Below are 17,474 nucleotides of genomic sequence, written 5' to 3' on the forward strand. Positions count from 1 at the left end.
GCCCTGCCCCGGCACGTCAGCCCCGCCGCCCGCACCCACGTCGACACCCACGCCGACCTGCTCCTCCCGGCAGACCACGCCGCCGTCGTGCACGCCACCACCACCCGCATGGCGGCGCCGGTCCTCGACATCACCCCACCGGACCGCATGGTCTGGCCCGTCGGCGGCGGTCACGCCGTCCTGCTCGGCGACGCCCTCGCCCCCGTCCGCCCGCACACCGCCCGCGGCGCCAACAACGGCATCGAACAGGCCGCCGGCCGCCGTCATGATCGTCAGTAGTGCCGGTGACCTGCACTGTCAGACGACCGCTCGATTCCGCGGGCGAGGGACGGCGGGACTGTGAGATCCGGTCGGTCTCACAGCCGCCCACGACGGTGGACGGCTCCCCTCCGCGTGTGTTGAAGGTGAATGTCAGGGCTCCGGGTCGGGGCCGCTGGGGTCGGTGTCGGGGAAGCGGTGCGGGTTGGTGGCCGGGTTGTCCGGGCCGTGGTCGGCGGGCAGTTCGTGCAGCCAGCGGCGCGGCCCGGGGTCGGTGGTCAGCGTCCAGGCAGGCCCGGCGGGATGCTCGCCGTGGAGGCCGGTGGCGACGGGCATGGCGGTGGGCACGCCGGCGAGGGCGTCGAGGAGGTGTTGTTCGCGGCGGCGGCCGGGGACGCGCAGCAGCACCGGGTAGCGGGGCCCGTAGGTGGCGAGCTGCTCGTACCCGCGCAGTTTGCGCAGCACGATGCCGAGGGGTTCGGTGCCGTTGTCGTGTTCGAGGAAGAACCCGACTGTGCGCCCTCCGGCGTGCCAGATGCCGTGCCCGTCGGGCTGGACACCGGTTCCGCTGCCGGCGGCGTAGGAGGCGGCGGCGAAGGCTGCGGTGGTGTGCTGTTCGGACCACCACCGCGCCAGACGAGCGTGTTCGTCGGTGCGGGCGTAGCCGAGCAGGTCGACGAACAGCTGGTTGGTGCCGAGCAGGTGGGCCAGGCGGCGGCTGCCGATGATGCGTTCGGTGCGGTCGATGCTGGTGCGTGGGGCGCGGGCGTCGGCGTGGTTCGGGTCGTTGAACTGGGTGGGGTGGACCACGGCGCCGAGCGGTCCGAGGGTGTAGAGGTACTGGCCGCTGCCGGTGGTGACGTCGACGAACCGGCTGACCGCCTCCATCTGGTGCAACTGGGCGAGTCGGAGCCGGGCCGAGCGACGCGACGGGAACAGCGCCGTGGTGATCTGGTCGGTGGACAGCACGTAGTGCTCGGCGAGCCACCGCAACAGCTGATGATCACGGGCGGTCAACCGACGAAGCCGGTCAAGACGAGCAAGACGAGACGACGAACGGGAACCAGGCGAAGAGGCGGAGGAAGAGGCGGAAGCCGAGCGGGAGACGGAGTTGTTGGTGGACACGGTGAATGCTCCAGGCGGAGGAGGAGTTCCCTCCGAGGGAGGGTGTCTGAGTTCGGTGAGGTGGTCACCGGAGGCTGGACACGGCCGGTGAGCGGCACTGACAGACCCGGACGGCCGGATCTGTCAGTGCGGTGTGGTGATCGGTGGTGAAGGGCTGGTGAAGCCCTCACGGAAGGGGCGACCAGGACTCGGTCGACCTCGGTCGACCGATCTGTCGATCTTGCTTCAAGCGTCCTGCGGCGTTCAGGTGTTCGCCTTCGGACCGCTCTTGCCCCGGGACCGGCGGTTGTCGTCAGGTCGGGCCGAGAACCGGTCGACGAGGTCGTCGATCGCGCTGGTGTCCTGCGCCGGAACCGCCTGCGCCGCGGCCTGACGGATCGCCGTCGCCTCGCCCACGACCGGCTTCGGCGGCCGAGTCTTGAGGGTGAACGCCGGCGTCTGCCGCCCACCGACGACGAGCCGCCCGACAGCGGTGTAGGCGTCCAGGTGCGTCAGGTCGTGCTCATCGAGCTCGGGCAGGGTGTGCCGGGCCAGCACGCGGGCGTCTTCCGGGGCGACGGAGAAGTACAGCTTGTTGCGGGCGTTCGCCGACGCCGCTGCCAGGAGGTCCTTCGGGAACTGGGCGAGGTCCTGGTGGGCGAGGACCATCGACAGTCGGTACTTCCGCGCCTCCGCCAACATTGAGTCCAGGCTGTTGGCGAGGGTCAGGAAGTTCTGGCACTCGTCGATGATCAACGTGGCGTCGCGGCGTTTGTCCGCCGGCACGGCGGCGCGGGCGGTCGCGGCCTGCCACACCTGCGCCAGGACGAGGGAGCCGAGTAGCTTGCTGGTGTCCTCACCCAACTGCCCCTTTGGGATGCGTACCAGCAGCGCCCCACCGTCGAGGACTTTGCCCATGTCGAAGCTGGACCGGGGGTAGCGCATGGTGCGCTTGACGAAGTCCCGCAGCAGGAACGCCCGCAGCCTCGCGAGGACGGGGCCGATGACCTGGGAGCGCAGGGCCGGGTTGAGCTGGTCGTACCACTGCCAGAACCCGGACAGGCCGGCCGGGTCATCGAGGCCGACGGTCATCGCCGACCGGAACTGCGCCGAGTTGAGCAGGGGCGGGATGTGCTGGAGGGTGACGTTGGCGTGCCGCAGCAGGGTCAGGCAGGCCACCCGCATGACGTCGTCCATCCGCGGCCCCCACGCCTTGGCGAAGATGTTCCCGAAGATGCTGACGAGGTTGTCGACGACGAGGTCGGGGTCGCTGCCGGACAGCGGGTTGAGGGTGGGCGGGTTGGGCTGGTNATGCGGGTGGGGCTGGTCGGGGTCGAACAGCACCACCCGACCCGCAACGCTGGCGGGAAGCCGGTCGAGGATGTCGAGGACCATGTCGCCGTGCGGGTCGATGACCACGGTGCCCCGGCCGGCTTTGATGTCCTCGACGGCCATATTGACCAGCAGGGTCGTCTTCCCGGAGCCCGTCGATCCGACCACATGCATGTGATACCTCGCATCGGCGACGGACAGGGCCACCGCGTGCCCACCAACTTCGGCGTCACCGAGGACCTTCATCCCGCGGCCGCCGGTCGGCACCGCCACCGGGGCGGGCATGGACTTCGCCCGCGCCCGGTCCAGCCCCGGTACGGCCAGATCCCGGGGCAGCGCCGCGAGGACGGCCAGCTCGGGGGTGGAGGCCAGGAACCCCGCCCCGAGCCGCCGGGTGGCCACCACGGCCACCGGTTGCGCCATCCGCGCCCGGTGGGCGAGCCGGTTGCGGCCGGCGTACACGGCGAACGACGAGGCGACCGCGTCCGCGACCCCCCGCAGCCTGCCCTCCGGCCGGGACCCCCCGCGGTGGTTGTTCTTCGCGATGGCGTAGCGAATACCGATCGTCCACAACGGGTGGGCGGTCTTGTCGAGGATCGCCCGCACGTCCCGCTCCACACCGGGGTCCCGGCGGCCGGCCGGCTGGCCGCCGCTGCGGGCGGTGGCGGTACGGCCGGGAAGGAACGCCTCGATGAGCCACAGCAGCGGGGCGGCGGGATTGATGGCCGGTACGGCCGTCTTACCGTCGCGCATTCGGCCGGCTGCGCGGCGGGCCCGTGCGGTCCGTCGTGGGGCGGCGGGGCGGGCGAGGACCTGCACGCAGGCGTACTCGTCCGGCTTGAGCTGCGACCCGGCCGACATCAGCGCCCGCAGCGGGTCGTTGTCGTGATCGGTGGTGAACGGCAGCCACTCCGCGGCGGTCGGCAGCAGGTGCCCGCCGACGGCGTTCGGCACATCGAGGGGGATCGGCGGTGGGGCCTGGTCGTCGGTGGTGCAGGCGGCGCCGGGCCACGCGGCCCGGACGGCGGCCTCGACCGCCCCAGCCGGCACTGTTCCGGGTACCCAGATCGAGATGAGCAGCTGCCGGCCGGTCCAGGTGTACTGCCACGCCACATGGGGGGCGCCGTACAGCAGTCGGCGTCGCCGGGACGGGGTGAGGGTGCCGTGCAGGTTCGCCCACACCGCGGCGGCGCTGTGCGGGTCGACCTCCGGCGGTGGGGCGACGGTGACGAGGCGGGCGCCGTCGGCGTGGCGGCGGTGCCGCCACCCGTCGAGCAGGTTCCGCCCGGCGCCGTAGGCGACGAGCAGGGCGGCGGCGACTGCCAGGAGCCATGGCCGGTCGGCCGCCCAGTGCGCGGCGTGCAGAATCCAGCGGGTGGGCGCGCCTGGCGGGGAGATGAGACCGGCGCCCGGCCCGGACGGGCTGGGCGCAGGCGTCGGCGATAGGGCATGCAGGGGTGTCACAGGTCCTCCTCCCTGTCGTCGGAGTCGAGGCCGGCGAGGTCGGACGGCTTCGTGGTCGCGAGAAGGTGTTCGGCCTGCGAGGAGATCGACTCGAACGCGGTCCGGTTCGTCCCCGAGATGAGCAGGCCGTGCCCGACCCGGGCGGACAGCAGCATCCGCCGCTCGCCCGCGGTCAGGCCGAACGCGTCGGCGACCTGGTCGATGGCCTGCGGAGCCTGCTTGAGCAACACCTGCGTGGCCGCGTTCGACACGACGGCCTGGCCGAGGTCGGTGCCGAGCACGTCGGCGACGTCCTGGGTGATGACCGACAGGCCGGCGTTGCGTTTCCGGCCGGCCTTGGACATCTTGAACAGGAACCGGGCGCCCTCCCCGTCGCGCATCAGCAGCCATGCCTCATCCACCACGACCAGCCGCCTCGCCTCCGGCGAAAAGGTGGTGCGGTACTGCCGCGGCAGGTCGACCTGCCGCCAGATCTCGTCCAGGGCGAGCAGAGTGCCGACGGTCCGCAGCTCGTCCGGCAGGTGCCGCAGGCTCCACACGACGAGGTGCCCGTCCGGGCGGGTCGTGGTCGGGGAGTCGAACAGGTCGGAGTACGAGCCGGCCACCCACGGGGCGAGTCGGGCGGCGAGTTCGTGCGCGGCGGCGGCGTCGTCAGCTCGCAGGGTCGCGGCCAGATCCTTCAGCAGGGGCGCCGGCCGGTGGTGGGTGGCCGGGTCGGCCGTGATGCCCGCCTGCCGGTAGACGGCGAGGATCGCCCGGTCCAGGGCGGCACGCTCGGCCGGCGGCGGCAGCTGCCCCACCAACACGCTGATCAGCGTGTGAAGGAACAGGCCGCGGCGGGTGAGCACGTCCGGGCGGGTGTCCCCGACCGGCAGGTCCAGAGGGTTGATCTTCACGCCGGGCGCGCCGAGCCGCACGATGGTGCCGCCGACCGCGTCCGCGAGGCGGAGGTATTCGTCCTCGGGGTCGACGACGGCGACCTGCACCCCCTGGTACAGGTTGCGGAGCACGTCGAGCTTGACGAAGTAGGACTTGCCGGCGCCGGAGCGGGCGAGGACGACGCTGTTGTGGTTCTCCTGCGCCCACCGGTCCCACCAGACGATGCCCTGGGAGTCCGGGTTGACCCCGTACAGCACCCCACCGGTGGTGGCCGGGTCGCCCGGCAGCGGCGCCGGCAGATCGGCGCTGGCGAGGGGGAACGCGGCGGCCAGGGCTTGGGTGTCCATCGTGCGGCGCATCTGCAGACTGTCGGTGGCCAAGGGCAGGGTGGTGGTCCAGCCGGGCAGATGCCGCCACGTCGCCGGCTGCACCTCGATCAGGGTCGACGCGGCGGCGGCCTTCACCTGCGCGCACGCGTCGAGGAGTTCGGCCTCGGTGCGGGCGTGCACGGTCAGGTACAGGCCGACGCGGAACAGCTTCGCCGCACCCCGGGCGAGGCGTTCGGCGAGGTCGGCGGCGTCGTCGGCGGCGGCCTCCACGTACGGGTCGGCCAACTTGCCCTTCTGCTCGTCGGCCCGCCGGCTGGATTCGAACCGGGCCCGCTGGTTGCGCAGCCGCGACGCGGCGACCGGCGCGGGGATCGGGTCGATGTGCAGGGCGAGGTCGAGGCGGCCTGGCCAGGACAGCAGCGGCTCCAGCCACGCCGGCCCGACCTCGGCCGGGTAGCCGGTCACCACCAGGGTGGCGGCGTAGCCGTCGCCGACCCGTAGGAACCGGGGCGTGACCTCCACCGAGGCCGGAGCTACCGTCGCCGCGAGTCCGGCGGACGGCGGGCTGGTGCTGTCGTCGTTGGGGGCGCGTCGGCGCTTGACGGAAATCATGATGTCCTCCTGGTGCGTGGTTTCTTCGTCGGAGGCGCGGTGATGGTGGTGTGGGGGGCGGCGAGGCCGCCGGGGCGAGGCGGCCGGTAAGGGTCGGCCGCGGCGGCCAAGGCCGTGGTTGTGGCGTGGCCGTCCAAGGCGCGGGTGGTGACGCCCAGCCCGGACAGCGACCGGACCGTCTGGTCGGCGCGGCGCCGGGCGGCGTGCTCGCCACGCTCACCGCTGGTAGTGCGGGTGACGATGAGGACCTGCCGGCGCAGCGGATCCCGCCGCTCGGCGAGATCGTCGAGGAAACGGGCATGGTCGGCCGCCGCGTCCGCGAGAGCCGGGTGCGGCATCCCGTCCGCCGCTTGGGCGAGGGTGCGGGCGGCGGAGTGCAGGTCGACCGGCTGCGCCGACACCACAATCTGCGTCGGCGTGGACAGGCTGTTGAGCCAGCGGCCGAACGTGTCGACCAATGCGGCTTGCTCGTCGGCGGTACGTAGCGCCAGGTTGACGCTAGTCGCCGCGACCATCGCCGCCTTCACCGCTCCGAGGCTGATCTCGCCGTGGTCGTCGATGGCGTCGGCGGGCAACTTCAGCGGCGCCGGCAGCATCACCTTCGACGCCGGGGCCTGCACCCAGTCGGGTGTCTTGGCGGTGATGTCGGTGGTGGACAACGCGCGTGGTGCTCGGGAGTGGCGCACCGCGGCGACCAGCCACACGTCCATGGGCAGTCCGTCGCGGCGGCCGACCGTAAGGCCGAACACCAGACCGCCGAGCACGACGGCCGCGCCGAGCAGCACCGGTGCGGGCACCACGGTGTGCAGGGCCTTCCAGCCGCCGTAGAAGACGACGGCGGCCACCGCCAAGATCGCCAGTTGCCGGAACGTCAGCCCGTAGAGCACCTTGTCCGGCGCGTCCACGTCGGCGGGCATGCGGGCGGTGACGGCCTGTTCGTCGCGGCGGGCGCGGCTCATCGTCGCACCGCCCCAAGGCCCGGGATGCGCAGCCCGCGGGTGAGCTGCTGCACCACGACGACCCGCACGACCGCGCCGAGCACGTTGCCGCCACGCCCACCTCCGCCGCTGGTGGCGTAGCGGCGCATCAGACCCGGCACCTTGACCGTGGTCCACAGCAGGACCATCACGACGAACAGGTTGAGCACACCGCCCGGTTCGACCGGCAGGCCCAGCAGCGGCAGCATGCTGCTGGTATCCAGCAGCATCCACTGGCCGGCGAACAGCACGAACGCCTGCACCACCGGGATCGCCAGCATGGCGACGTACGACCGCCACCACATGCGGGCCACCCCATCGGTCTGCGGCAGCGCGTGGCAGGCCAGCGCGATCGGCGCGACCGCGGTGAGCACCAGCGCGACCGCGAAGCGGACGATCACACTGCAGGCCGTGGCGGCGAGCAGGAACACGATGATCGCCAGGCAGACGACGAACAGCAGACCGGCGGTCTGGTCACGCGCGGCCATCAGGTGGGTCTTGACGGCGTCGAGGGCCCCGTCGCCGTTGAAGTCCTGCGCGGTCAGTGCGGCGGTGAACGCATTGGCGTACTCGATGAGCGCGCCGGCGATCAGTTGGGAGAAGTGGGCGGTGACGAACCCGACGACGCACCGCGGCAGGAGGTCCTTGGCGGTGTAGCGGGCGCGTTCGTCGCCGCCGGCGACCATGGTCAGGACGCCGGCGGCGACGAACGCCAGGACGAAGACGGTGTCGACGACCCAGATCGACCGTCCGGTGAGGGCCTGCACCTGCGGCAGGGCGGTGACGTCCGGGGTGATCAGCAGCGCGTGGGTGATCGCGGTGATGAGCCCGTTCAGGCAGTCCAGCAGCAGGCCGGCGAACCAGTCGAGGATCTGGTTGAGCGCCCAGGCCATCGTCAGCCTCCGACGATTCCCTGGACGACCTCCAGCAGGATGGGCGCGAGCACGGCCAGGCCATAGCCGATCAGGGCGTTCTTCAGTGCGCCCTTGGCCTTGTCGACCTGGGCCGGGTCGCCGCCGGCGGTGGCCCAGTACACGCCGGCTAGGACCAGGAACAGGGTGGCGACGGCGGCCAGGATGCCCATCACCCAGGTCTGCAGGTTGGCGATGACGGTGGGCAGGTCGTTGGCGGCCAGGACGACCGGGCCGCCGGGGTCGGCGTAAGCGGCGGCGGGCACGGCCAGCATCCCGAGGACAGCCGCGGCGGGTGCGGCGCCCCGGGCGGCGAGGCGAAGCGCGCGGGTCGTCATCGGTGCGTGGGTGAGGGCGGTGGTCAGGGCACGGGAACGTGCCAACAGCGGGCGGAACATGATGGCTGCACCTCCCGCCCCGGCTCGTGTCGGGGCGATTCGTCGAAACGGTGGGCGGAGAGCCGCCGCCGGGCTCGGGAAAGACACGTCGGCCGGGAACCGTGGTGAGCCTCGGGAGGAGCTCGTCCTCCCGTTCGGGTTGGCGATGATCGATGAGGTGTCAGCGCATCAACGTGGCGCGGCACCCGAGGCACCCGGTCCCGTGCCGACCTGGCCTCCCGGCCCGGCGGCGGGCGGAATCAACCCCTTGCGTGACGCCGTGGTGGCACTGGAGTAGTTCCGCACCCTCAAACCGGCGTTTGTGAGCTGTGGCGAACACCTGCCGATCCCACAGCGCTCCGACACGACCTCACAGACCTCTGACAGCCCTGGTCAGCGGCCTGTCCGACGATCATGCCGATGGTGGCGGACCTCGCCGTCGGCGTCGGCGCCGGAATCTCACAGCTGCCGAATCAACACCCGTCGGCGCCGCTGTCAGATCCGTGGGAGATCCGTCAGGCCCGCTTGGCAGCGGCCACGGCGGGTCTCCCCGTACCGGGGTTGGGCCGGTCGCAGCGGTGAGAAGTGACGGGTTCGTCGCACGCGCTCGCGGGCCCGACCAGATGGTCGGGCCCGCGTCCGGAGAGCCTGCGGGATGGTCGGCGGTCAGGCTGCTGCCAGCGTCACCTGCGCCAGATGCCGTGCGCTGCCGCCGCGGGCGGCCCGGATGTGCTGCCGTCGCTCGGCCGCGGCGGCGAGGTTTTCCCGCGCCCGGGGTGAGGTCGCCTCGGTGAGCATCCCGGCGGCGAGCGCGTCGGCGATGCGGATGTCGATGCGCTCGACACGTCGCCGCAGCGTGTCGACCTCCAGGCCGAGGCGGGCGGCGATGGGTTCGATGGCCCGGTGGCCCAGCCGTACGTCGATGTAGGGCTGCTCGTCGCACTCGTCGACGATGCCCAACTCGACGGCCCGGCGCACGAGGAGGTCCGGATGGCCGTAGGGCCGCTTCGGGGTGCGGGGGCCGGTGACGTGTTCGAGGTCGTCCACCGGCACGGCCTCGGCGCCGTCACGTTGCCGCAGTTCGTGGCCGGCCCGCCAGGCCGCCATGCACAACGCCGCGTACGGCGCCGGTTTGGCCAGGTCGACCCGGTCGCGCAGGGCGGTCAGGAACCCGGTGAGGATTTCGGCGTCCAGGTCGTGGGCGTCGCCGGCCCAGCCGGTGTGCAGCCGGCCGGCGTAGCGGCGCAGTGCGGGCATCGCCAGGGCGACAGCGGCGATGACCCAGGCGGGGCCGTCGAGGCGGGCGCGGCGGATCAGCTCCCGCCACACCACGTCACGCGCCGTGTAGGCGCGGGGATGTTCCAGCAGCCACTGTCGCAACGCCGGCAGCGCGATGACACCGCCGGGCAGGCCGGTGTCATCGCCGAGCTGGCCGACAACTGGGTCGAGGTCCAGTGACAGCGGGTCGGGGTCGCATGTCAGGTCGGCGAACGCGGTGTCCACGGCGTCCAGAGGTGAGTCGGGCCAGTCGGTGGCGGAGGCGGTCATGTCACGAGCTCCCATGTCAGAGGCGAATGTCGATGACGGGCCGGAGCCGTGCAGCCCGGCGCGCCTGACCGCCATTGCGCCACCCCGGTCTCACGGACCCCTGACAGCGCAGGCTGCGCAGGCATGGACATCGGGTCGACGGCGTCAGCCGCCCACCGGCCACCTCTCACTGACGATCGACGTCGACGTGCGTCATCGTTCTGACAAAGCCACGTTGACCTGCGCGCTGACACGACCGGAGACGGCGGACATGGTCCGCAGCGGCGGCCGGCCGGTGAGGACGCGGCACCGCCGCGCGGGTCTGACGACGCGTCCCGGCCGGTCTCACAGCGCCTGACAGCGCCTCACGGGCGCAACGGTGTCAGACCGCGACCGACTGGACGTCCCCGCCGACTGTCGGCGTCCACCGGGCGCCGCCGCGTCGGCTGACAGCGTCCGTCCGGCGGGCCCCGACGGTTTGACGAGCCGCCGTCCGAATGACAGACCGGAGCCGGTGTCCTCGGTGACGCCGCTGCCCCCGGGGGAACCGGACAGCGGTCTGACACCGAGGGGGCTGACAACGGGGGCCCAGCCGGTCTCACAGCGTCTAACAGCGCCCCGCGGGCGGCACGGTGTCAGATCGCGACAGGCTGACACTGCAGCCGAATGTCATCGTCAGCCCTGCGCGCCGCGGTGGCGCGCCGTCTGACAGCGTTCGTCCGGCGTGGGGACGGTCTGACACGGCCGCCGCCTCCGATGACAACCCAGCACCGGTGTCCTCGGTGACGCCGCCGCCGTCCGGGACACCGGACGGCGATCTGACAGGACCGGCCAGCGCCCGTGTGTCATCGATGCAAGCCGCTGTCATGGTCGAGGTGGTCGTGACCGTGCGTGTCTGACAGCCGGGGGTGGCCGATCGCTCTGACGATCTCACGACGCCGACCCCGGCCCCGGTCGAGCCGGCGACCGCCGGATCATCCCGCGTTCCCGAGGCCAGCCGAGGGGACAGGAATCGGTTGTCAGACATTCGTGAGATCCGCGTGAGATCGGCAGGTGTTCGCCACAGCTGACAAACACCGGTTTGAGGGTGTCAGCGCACCACGGCGCGGCGCGGAGCCGACACCACATGAGCGAGCACACGCCGCAGCACCACAACCCGCAGCACGATCCCATCGTCGACACCGGCCCGCTGGCCGGGGTCGACCCGACGCCGACCGACTTGGTCGCCGGTGACCCGCCGGTACCGCTCACCGTCTGGCGCACCGCCCGCACCCCGGGCGACGCCGGACGCAGCATCGGCACCCGCCTCGCCGCCCGGCTCATCGCCGCCTACAGCCGCCCCGGCGAGGCGGTCGTCGACCTCAGCCCCGACCACGCCCTCACCCAGGCCTGCGCGGCTGGGGCCCGCCTGCACCACCCGGCGTGGTTCACCGACGCCTCCAGCCTGATCATCGGCCGCGCCACTCCCGTCCCGCCCGCCGGCACCACCGGCGACACGGACGCCGACGACGACCTGCCAGAGATGGGCGCCTGGTTCGGGGACGACCTCACCGACCCCGACCTGCACCCACCGGCCGACACGGCCGCCGGGCGGCAGGCCGGCGGCTCCCTGCAGCAGGCGACCAGTCTCGTGGTCGCCTGCTGGCCCCTCGACCCCAACGCCGCCGCCAACCGGGTGCGGCTGGCGTGGCTGCTGACCGGCTGCGCCCAGCTGCTGGAGCCGGGTGGCTGCCTGATCCTCGTCGTCACCGTCCCGGCCGGCACCACCGCCGGCCCGGAGGACTTCTCCGGCGTGGTCGAGGCCGCCGCCGGCGTCGGGCTGGGCTACCTGCAGCACCTTGTCGCGGTCACCGCCGACACCGACGGGGACGCGTTCGTCTACCACGTCACCGACGAGGAACTCCTCACCCTCGCCAACAGCATGGGCGATCGGTGGCGGGTGGCGCACCTGCGGGTCCACGCGGACCTGATGGTGTTCAGCCAGACCCAGCGCCACACCCCGCGCCGGGGCGGGCGCGAGGGCGGTGGTCGCCGTGGCTAGGCACCGCGCACACACCCCCGAACCGGCCCACGAGCAGACCACGACCACTGCCGCCACGAGCCCCGACCCGATCGGACGCCACCGGGCTGCTCCCGGCCCGGAGGGCCTGTCGGTGTGGGCGACCGCGCAGTCCACCGGCCCCGTCCAGCGCCGCGGCCGGTACGTCCGTGAGTCAGTGCAGCACCCGGCGCGGATGCTCCCCGCGATCGCCGCGCACGCCGTCACCGCCTACACCCAACCGGGGGACCTGGTGCTCGACCCGATGTGCGGGATCGGCACCACCTTGGTGGAGGCGATCCACGCCGGCCGGGACGCGATCGGGGTGGAGTACGAGTCCCGCTGGTCCGACGTCGCCGACGCGAACATCAAGCACGCCCACACCCAGGGCGCGGCCGGCCGGGCCGGCGTCATCCGCGGCGACGCTACCCGCATCCTGTCGCTCGTACCAGGCGCCCTGGCCGGGCAGGTCGCCCTCGTGGTGACCTCGCCGCCGTACGGGCCGACCGTGCACGGCTTGGTTCGGCCCGGCGCGGACGGGGTGGCGAAGTTCGACAACGCCTACAACGACGGCACCGACCGCGGGAACCTTGCCTACCGCGACCTCACCGGACTCGCCGACGGGTTCGCCCAGATCCTCGCCGGCTGCCACACCCTCCTCAAGCCTGGTGGGGTCGTCGTGGTGACCGCCCGACCGTGGCGCAAGCACGGCGAACTGGTCGACCTGCCCAGCGCGGTCATCGGCGCCGGCATCCGGGCCGGCCTCACCCCGGTCGACCGGTGCGTGGCGCTGCTCGCCGCCGTCCGCGACGGCGGGCTCGTCGCCCGCCCGTCGTTCTTCCAACTCCAGGCCGTCCGTAAGGCCCGGGCCGCCGGCACCCCCATGCACCTGATCGCGCACGAGGACGTCCTCGTGTTCATCAAGAGCCAGACCGACTCGGATGCAGGAAGCCCGAAGGAAAACCTCGGGGGAGGGGTGGTCGTGTGAGTGCCCCTACCTACCGCTACACGAGCCTCAGGGCTGGAGCGAAGAGCTGCTGCATGCGGTTGGCCGCGCGCGGTGAGACTCGGCCACTAGACGCCGGGGAGGTGCGTGATTGACCACCGACCCGCACCGCGCATCGGATCGCTGTGCACCGGCTACGGCGGCCTCGACATGGCCGTCGAGCTGGTGCTCGGCGGCGAGCTCACCTGGTACGCCGAAACCGACCGGCACGCGCGCATCGTCTGCGCCCACCACTGGCCCGGTGTGCCCAACCTCGGTGACATCCGCACCGTCGACTGGACCCGCGTCGAGCCCGTCGATGTCCTCACGGCCGGGTTCCCGTGCCAGGACATCTCGAATGCCGGCAAGCGCGCCGGCATCACCGGAGAGCACTCCAGCCTGTGGAGTGCTGTCGCCGACGCCGTTCGCGTCCTTCGACCGCCGCTCGTGTTCGTGGAGAACGTCGCCGCCCTCCTACGCCGGGGATTCGACGTCGTCGAAGCCGACCTGGCCGCGATCGGGTACGACACGAGCTGGACGTGCCTACGCGCGTCCGACATCGGCGCCGCCCACCGCCGCGACCGGCTGTTCCTGCTTTATCTGGACACTCTCGCGCAGTCGTGACGGAGATCACGGGTCGTCGACGTTCACGATGCCGAGTTGAACAATTTCCAGTTCCCCTCGGAAATGACCTCGACGCCGCTGTCGGTCACTTTGATGGCTGTCTGATCGTCAGTGGCATACGCGGGGCCCTTGATCTCGGCGGCCCATCGTTCCGCTGCGGTCGTGGAGTACGCCGGGCTATCTGGGGTGTCGAGGTGCGGGAAGATCGAGAAATCGACGAGTCCCAGTGTGCGGTCGTCCTCGTCGGGGCCGGTGAAGTACTGCCCGATCCGGGGGGCCAGCACCATGCTTCCGGCGCTGAGGCCGACGTAGACCGTGTCGTGTAGCGACGGGAGGAGATCGGCCAGGCCGGACTCTCGCATCCAGTGGCACAGGTACATCGTGTGGCCGCCGTTAACCAACAGGACATCGGTCTCGCGGACCCAGGAAGTCCAGCGGTCCTCATCGAGGCTTGGCAGTGCGGTGAGTTCCAGCATGCCCACTGACTTCCAGCCCAATCCGGTCATAGGGCTGGGTGATTGTCCGCTGGTGAAGCGCCATGGGCCGCCTGGCTCCCCGTACGGGCCTCCGTACCCTGCCGTGGGGATGCAGAGGGCGTTGGCCTCGGCGATGGGTTTACCGAGGAGATCGACCAGGGCCTCCCGGATGCTTGCGTTCCGGACGCCGGAGTCGGTGAGGAGTAGCTTCATCACATCCCGCAGTTGTCTTGTCGTAAGGATCCCGCCGGCCACTGATTATGTGTCGGCGGGTCCAGCGGGGCCGAGTTCGTCGAGGAGTCCGCGGATACGGTCGGCGGCGCAGCGGTGTCGTTCGATCTCGCGGGCCCAGCCGCGTTCGGTGGCGTCGGCGATGAGTTGTTCCTCGGTACGCAACCGTTCCTGTAGTCGAGGGACGTACTGGGGTGTGGTGACGAACTTGGGGCAGGTCAGATAGATGTCGCACTCACATGGCCCTTCTTTGGGCAGGCGCAGGCAGTGGCCGAGTTCGAGTTCGGTCTTGTAGAAGTTGGTCTGCAGCCAGGCGAGCGCGGTCTGATCCAGTTCACTGCGGCGCAGGGTGTCGGCGAGGGGTCCGGCGAGGGCGGCGCCGGGTTGCAGGACCGCTTGGTAGTCGGCCAGCACGGTCGGGTCGGAGATCTGCGAGTAGGTCATGGACATGCCCGCGCTGAGGTGCCCGAGGATCTTCATGATCGTCTGGGTGCGGGCGCCTCTCTCGGCCAGTTGGGTGCCCAGCGTGTGCCGGAACCGGTGGGCGTGGATGGCGGGCTTGCCTTCGGCGTTGAGGATGCCGAGTTCGTCGCAGATGCGTCCGAGCGGCACGGTGAACAGGTATTCGACGTCAGCGAGCCGGCCGTTGTTGAGGAACAGATAGCGCACCGTCTTGCCGGTGTCCTTGTCGTGGATCCCGCGGTCGCTGTGTCCGGCACGCAGTTCATGGACCCGGCGGATAGCTTCGGCGGCTTCGGGGTGGATCGGCACCGTGCGTTCTTTGAGTGACTTTCCGGCGGCGAGCCGCAACCGCGGGGTGCCGTCGGGGTAGGTGTCGAGGCAGTCGAGGTGCAGTCGGCGGATCTCTCCGCGGCGGGCGCCGCTCCACCGGGCGGTCAGCAGTGCGCACCGTTGCAGCGGGCATTCGATGGTGCGGATCGCGGTCATCAGCGGTTCGAGTTGGTGGGTGGGGATGAATCGTGGGACGCGTTGGACCGCTCGGGGCACGTCCAGGCGGGTCAGCACGGGGCGAGCGGGCATGTCGGTCCACTCGGCGTGGGCTCCGTGGCGGAAGAACACGGTGACTTCGGAGATGATGCTGCGGCGGTAGGTGTCGCTGAGCGGCTGCTCGGGGTGCCTGACCTTGCGTTGTGCGACCAGCCAGGTCATGAAGTCCAGCAGGTCGGCACGGCTCAGCTCGGCCAGGCTCTCCACGGCCGGGCGTTGTTGGGCCAGCCAGCTGCCCAGGCGTCGCATCGCTGCCCGGCTCGCGCTCATCGAGTCGGGCCGTACGATGAGGGCTCGTTCGATCAGATAGCGGTCCATCACCGTGGCGATTCGCGGCTGCGGGCTCAACGGCGGCAACGGCTTGGGCGCGTTGCGCTGAGGTAGCCGGTCGGTGATTCCGGCGTGGAACAACGCGATCCCGGTGCGGAACACGTTGGTGCCCCACGCGTTCTTGATCGTCATGAGGTGCCGCGGGCTGAGCACCTCGTCGATGCCGGGGATCTGATCGAGGGTGCGGATCGTCGCCCGCAGTTGCTCGACATCGTCGGCGGTGATCGCGTGCAGGTCAGGGTCGCCGCGGTGCAGCACCAGTCGCATCACGGTCCAGGACACCCGGAACGTGCTGCTGCCGGGGTTGTGCCCCAGCGCGGTCACCTGCTCGCGCAGTTGGTCGACCTGGGCGGTCAGTGGCAGGCCGAGCTGGTCGGCGATCGGCCACGGTTTGATCACACCGATGCCGAGCAGCCAGCCCCAGTCCAGCCGCAGACGACCGGTCAGGGCCAGGTAGACCAGGTAGTCGCGGGCGTCGTAGTTGATCCAGCCGGCCGTGACGTCGAAGTCATCCCCGGGGCCGCGACGTCGGGTCTGGGTGTCCTTGTTGCGCCACCCGAGACGCTGACGCAGTGGCTGGTCGAACCAGCTCTCTAACTCGGGGAACTGGCGCAGGAAGCGGACGTGTCGGCGATGCAGCCGGATCTTGCGGTCAGGGCTGTAGATGCCGCTGTGCTCGACGAACGACGTGTACTCCTCGGCCGGACAATGTCGTGGACCACCGACCACGGTCGGTGGCGGTGACGCCGGCAGGCGCAGAACGGCCCCGCTCATGGTGCGGTGTCCCCGATCGCGGCCCGGTAGTCCTTGACCACATCGGGATCGCTGACCCGGGTGTAGATCTTCGTCGAGTCGGGGCTGGCATGCCCGAGCCTGGTCATCAGGGTCAAATCCCGCATCCCGCCTTCGAACATGCGAGTCGCGTGCGTGTGGCGCAGCGCATGGGGTGTCAGCCAGGCGTCGCGGACGCCGGCACGCCGGGCCGCCCGGGCGAACATGCGCACCAGGCCGTCGTAGCTCAACGCCTCTAATCGTCGTCGGCCGCGACCACCGACGAGGAACACATAGCCGGTGTCGGCGTCGACGGGGCGTTCGTGCATGACGTAGTCGCTGACGGCCGGTAAGGCCCGGCCTTCCAGCAGGTCGACGGTCCGGTCCCGGCGGGATTTCTGTCGCACTCCTGCCGGGTGATCGGTCCGGTGGCGCACCACGATTCGCCTGCGTCCGTAGGAGATGTCCTCCAGCCGCAGGCCCAGGACCTCTCCTGGCCGCAGGCCGCCTTCCCACATCAGCTCCAGCAGAGCGCGGTCCCGCCGGGTGCGCAGCACGCCCAGCAAGGCGACGTAGGTGTCGTCGGACATCGGTCTTGGCAGCGACTCCACCGTCTTGATCCGCAACGCCCGACGTACCGGCCGCTGCGGGCGCGACGTCACCAGCGGCGCCCGAGGTCGGCCCGGAACTCGGGCCGCTGCCTGGTCAGGGATGGTCACGATCGGGTTATCGGCGCCGCCGTAGCGTTCGATGCTGATCAGGTACTCGAAGAACGACGACACCGCAGCCAGCACCCGGTTACAGGTCTTGGCCGCCAACAAGCGGCCGTTCCCGGCAGTCAACGCGAGGTCCAGCCGCTGGGCCTTGCGGCTCGACGAATGGGTTCGCAACCACTCGATGAAACTCACCGCCAGCGCAGGCCGGAACTCCTCGACCGTCAAGCCACGCTCGTGCAGAAACCGGTACAGCTTCTGCAAGTCGTACGCATAGGCACGGACCGTGTTCGGCGAATAGTCGCGCACCGTCAACAGGCGGAGGAACCCGGTCACATCGGCTACGGGCACGCCGGTGTCGTCAACCAGCTCCACCGCCGGCTGCCCGGGCCGGGCATCAACAGCCTTCGTCACACGCACGCTGGACAACGTAGGGGCTCAACGAGTCGTCCGCAGAATCGCCAGAACCTCAATTGTCCAGATAAGAAGGTGGCCGCACCCGCCGAACGACTGGGAGGGGGTGCGGAC

Annotated in this window: 13 protein-coding genes and 2 pseudogenes; 4 read left to right on the forward strand and 11 right to left on the reverse strand. The window is 71.0% G+C overall.

What is annotated here, in order from left to right; translation table 11 throughout:
* Positions 1–279 (forward strand): annotated as a pseudogene (locus ABD52_RS03975) (monooxygenase); the annotation flags it as partial.
* A gap of 132 nt (positions 280–411) precedes the next feature.
* On the opposite strand, the gene ABD52_RS03980 reads toward ABD52_RS03975, so the two are convergent.
* The 8 genes and pseudogenes from ABD52_RS03980 to ABD52_RS04010 form a co-directional block, all read right to left on the reverse strand.
* Positions 412–1,251 (reverse strand): replication-relaxation family protein, encoded by an 840-nt coding sequence (locus ABD52_RS03980; protein ID WP_235437324.1) that lies wholly within the window; start codon positions 1,249–1,251, stop codon positions 412–414.
* Between the two features lie 375 nt (positions 1,252–1,626).
* A partial coding sequence (locus tag ABD52_RS40590) for a type IV secretory system conjugative DNA transfer family protein (protein ID WP_235437325.1) occupies positions 1,627–2,672 on the reverse strand: 1,046 nt, incomplete at its 5' end.
* A 1-nt stretch (position 2,673) separates the two neighbouring features.
* Positions 2,674–4,158: pseudogene (locus ABD52_RS40595) on the reverse strand (DUF87 domain-containing protein); the annotation flags it as partial.
* Positions 4,155–5,978, reverse strand: coding sequence for a VirB4 family type IV secretion system protein (locus ABD52_RS03990; protein WP_047890792.1), 1,824 nt, complete (start codon positions 5,976–5,978; stop codon positions 4,155–4,157). The pseudogene ABD52_RS40595 and the gene ABD52_RS03990, both read right to left, overlap by 4 nt.
* Positions 5,975–6,937 (reverse strand): PrgI family protein, encoded by a 963-nt coding sequence (locus ABD52_RS03995; RefSeq protein ID WP_047890793.1) that lies wholly within the window; start codon positions 6,935–6,937, stop codon positions 5,975–5,977. The genes ABD52_RS03990 and ABD52_RS03995 overlap by 4 nt, the downstream gene beginning before the upstream one ends.
* A complete protein-coding gene (locus ABD52_RS04000) occupies positions 6,934–7,848 on the reverse strand; it encodes a conjugal transfer protein TrbL family protein (protein ID WP_047890794.1) in 915 nt (304 codons plus the stop codon). Before ABD52_RS04000 ends, ABD52_RS03995 begins: the two co-directional genes overlap by 4 nt.
* Positions 7,849–7,850: 2 nt before the next feature.
* Positions 7,851–8,264 carry a pilin gene (locus ABD52_RS04005; RefSeq protein ID WP_047890795.1) on the reverse strand — a complete coding sequence of 138 codons (414 nt, stop codon included), beginning with the start codon at positions 8,262–8,264 and terminating at the stop codon, positions 7,851–7,853.
* Positions 8,265–8,909: 645 nt separating this feature from the next.
* Positions 8,910–9,791 (reverse strand): hypothetical protein, encoded by an 882-nt coding sequence (locus tag ABD52_RS04010; RefSeq protein ID WP_047890796.1) that lies wholly within the window; start codon positions 9,789–9,791, stop codon positions 8,910–8,912.
* 1,105 nt (positions 9,792–10,896) lie between these two features.
* Here ABD52_RS04010 and ABD52_RS04015 point away from each other — a divergent pair.
* The 3 genes from ABD52_RS04015 to ABD52_RS04025 all read left to right on the forward strand — a co-directional run bounded on the left by ABD52_RS04015 (position 10,897) and on the right by ABD52_RS04025 (position 13,417).
* Positions 10,897–11,811, forward strand: a complete 915-nt coding sequence (locus tag ABD52_RS04015; RefSeq protein WP_047890797.1) for a hypothetical protein — start codon at positions 10,897–10,899, stop codon at positions 11,809–11,811.
* Positions 11,812–11,881: 70 nt separating this feature from the next.
* Positions 11,882–12,796 carry a TRM11 family methyltransferase gene (locus ABD52_RS04020; RefSeq protein WP_235437332.1) on the forward strand — a complete coding sequence of 305 codons (915 nt, stop codon included), beginning with the start codon at positions 11,882–11,884 and terminating at the stop codon, positions 12,794–12,796.
* A gap of 105 nt (positions 12,797–12,901) precedes the next feature.
* The gene (locus ABD52_RS04025) at positions 12,902–13,417 is read left to right on the forward strand and encodes a DNA cytosine methyltransferase (RefSeq protein ID WP_047890799.1); all 516 of its coding nucleotides are present in this window, start codon (positions 12,902–12,904) and stop codon (positions 13,415–13,417) included.
* A 23-nt stretch (positions 13,418–13,440) separates the two neighbouring features.
* Here the strand turns inward: ABD52_RS04025 and ABD52_RS04030 are convergent, their stop codons facing one another.
* From ABD52_RS04030 to ABD52_RS04040, 3 genes are read right to left on the reverse strand one after another with little or no spacing between them, the layout of a single operon-like run.
* On the reverse strand, positions 13,441–14,106 hold the full coding sequence (locus ABD52_RS04030; protein ID WP_047890843.1) for a Type 1 glutamine amidotransferase-like domain-containing protein: 666 nt from the start codon (positions 14,104–14,106) through the stop codon (positions 13,441–13,443).
* 45 nt (positions 14,107–14,151) lie between these two features.
* Positions 14,152–16,236 (reverse strand): tyrosine-type recombinase/integrase, encoded by a 2,085-nt coding sequence (locus tag ABD52_RS38930; protein WP_152748175.1) that lies wholly within the window; start codon positions 16,234–16,236, stop codon positions 14,152–14,154.
* Entirely contained in the window at positions 16,233–17,366 is a 1,134-nt protein-coding gene (locus ABD52_RS04040) for a tyrosine-type recombinase/integrase (RefSeq protein WP_200905160.1), read from the reverse strand. Before ABD52_RS04040 ends, ABD52_RS38930 begins: the two co-directional genes overlap by 4 nt.
* Between the last annotated feature and the right edge of the window lie 108 nt (positions 17,367–17,474).

The organism is Micromonospora sp. RV43 (genome assembly GCF_001029515.1).
GTDB classification, from domain to species: domain Bacteria; phylum Actinomycetota; class Actinomycetes; order Mycobacteriales; family Micromonosporaceae; genus Micromonospora; species Micromonospora aurantiaca.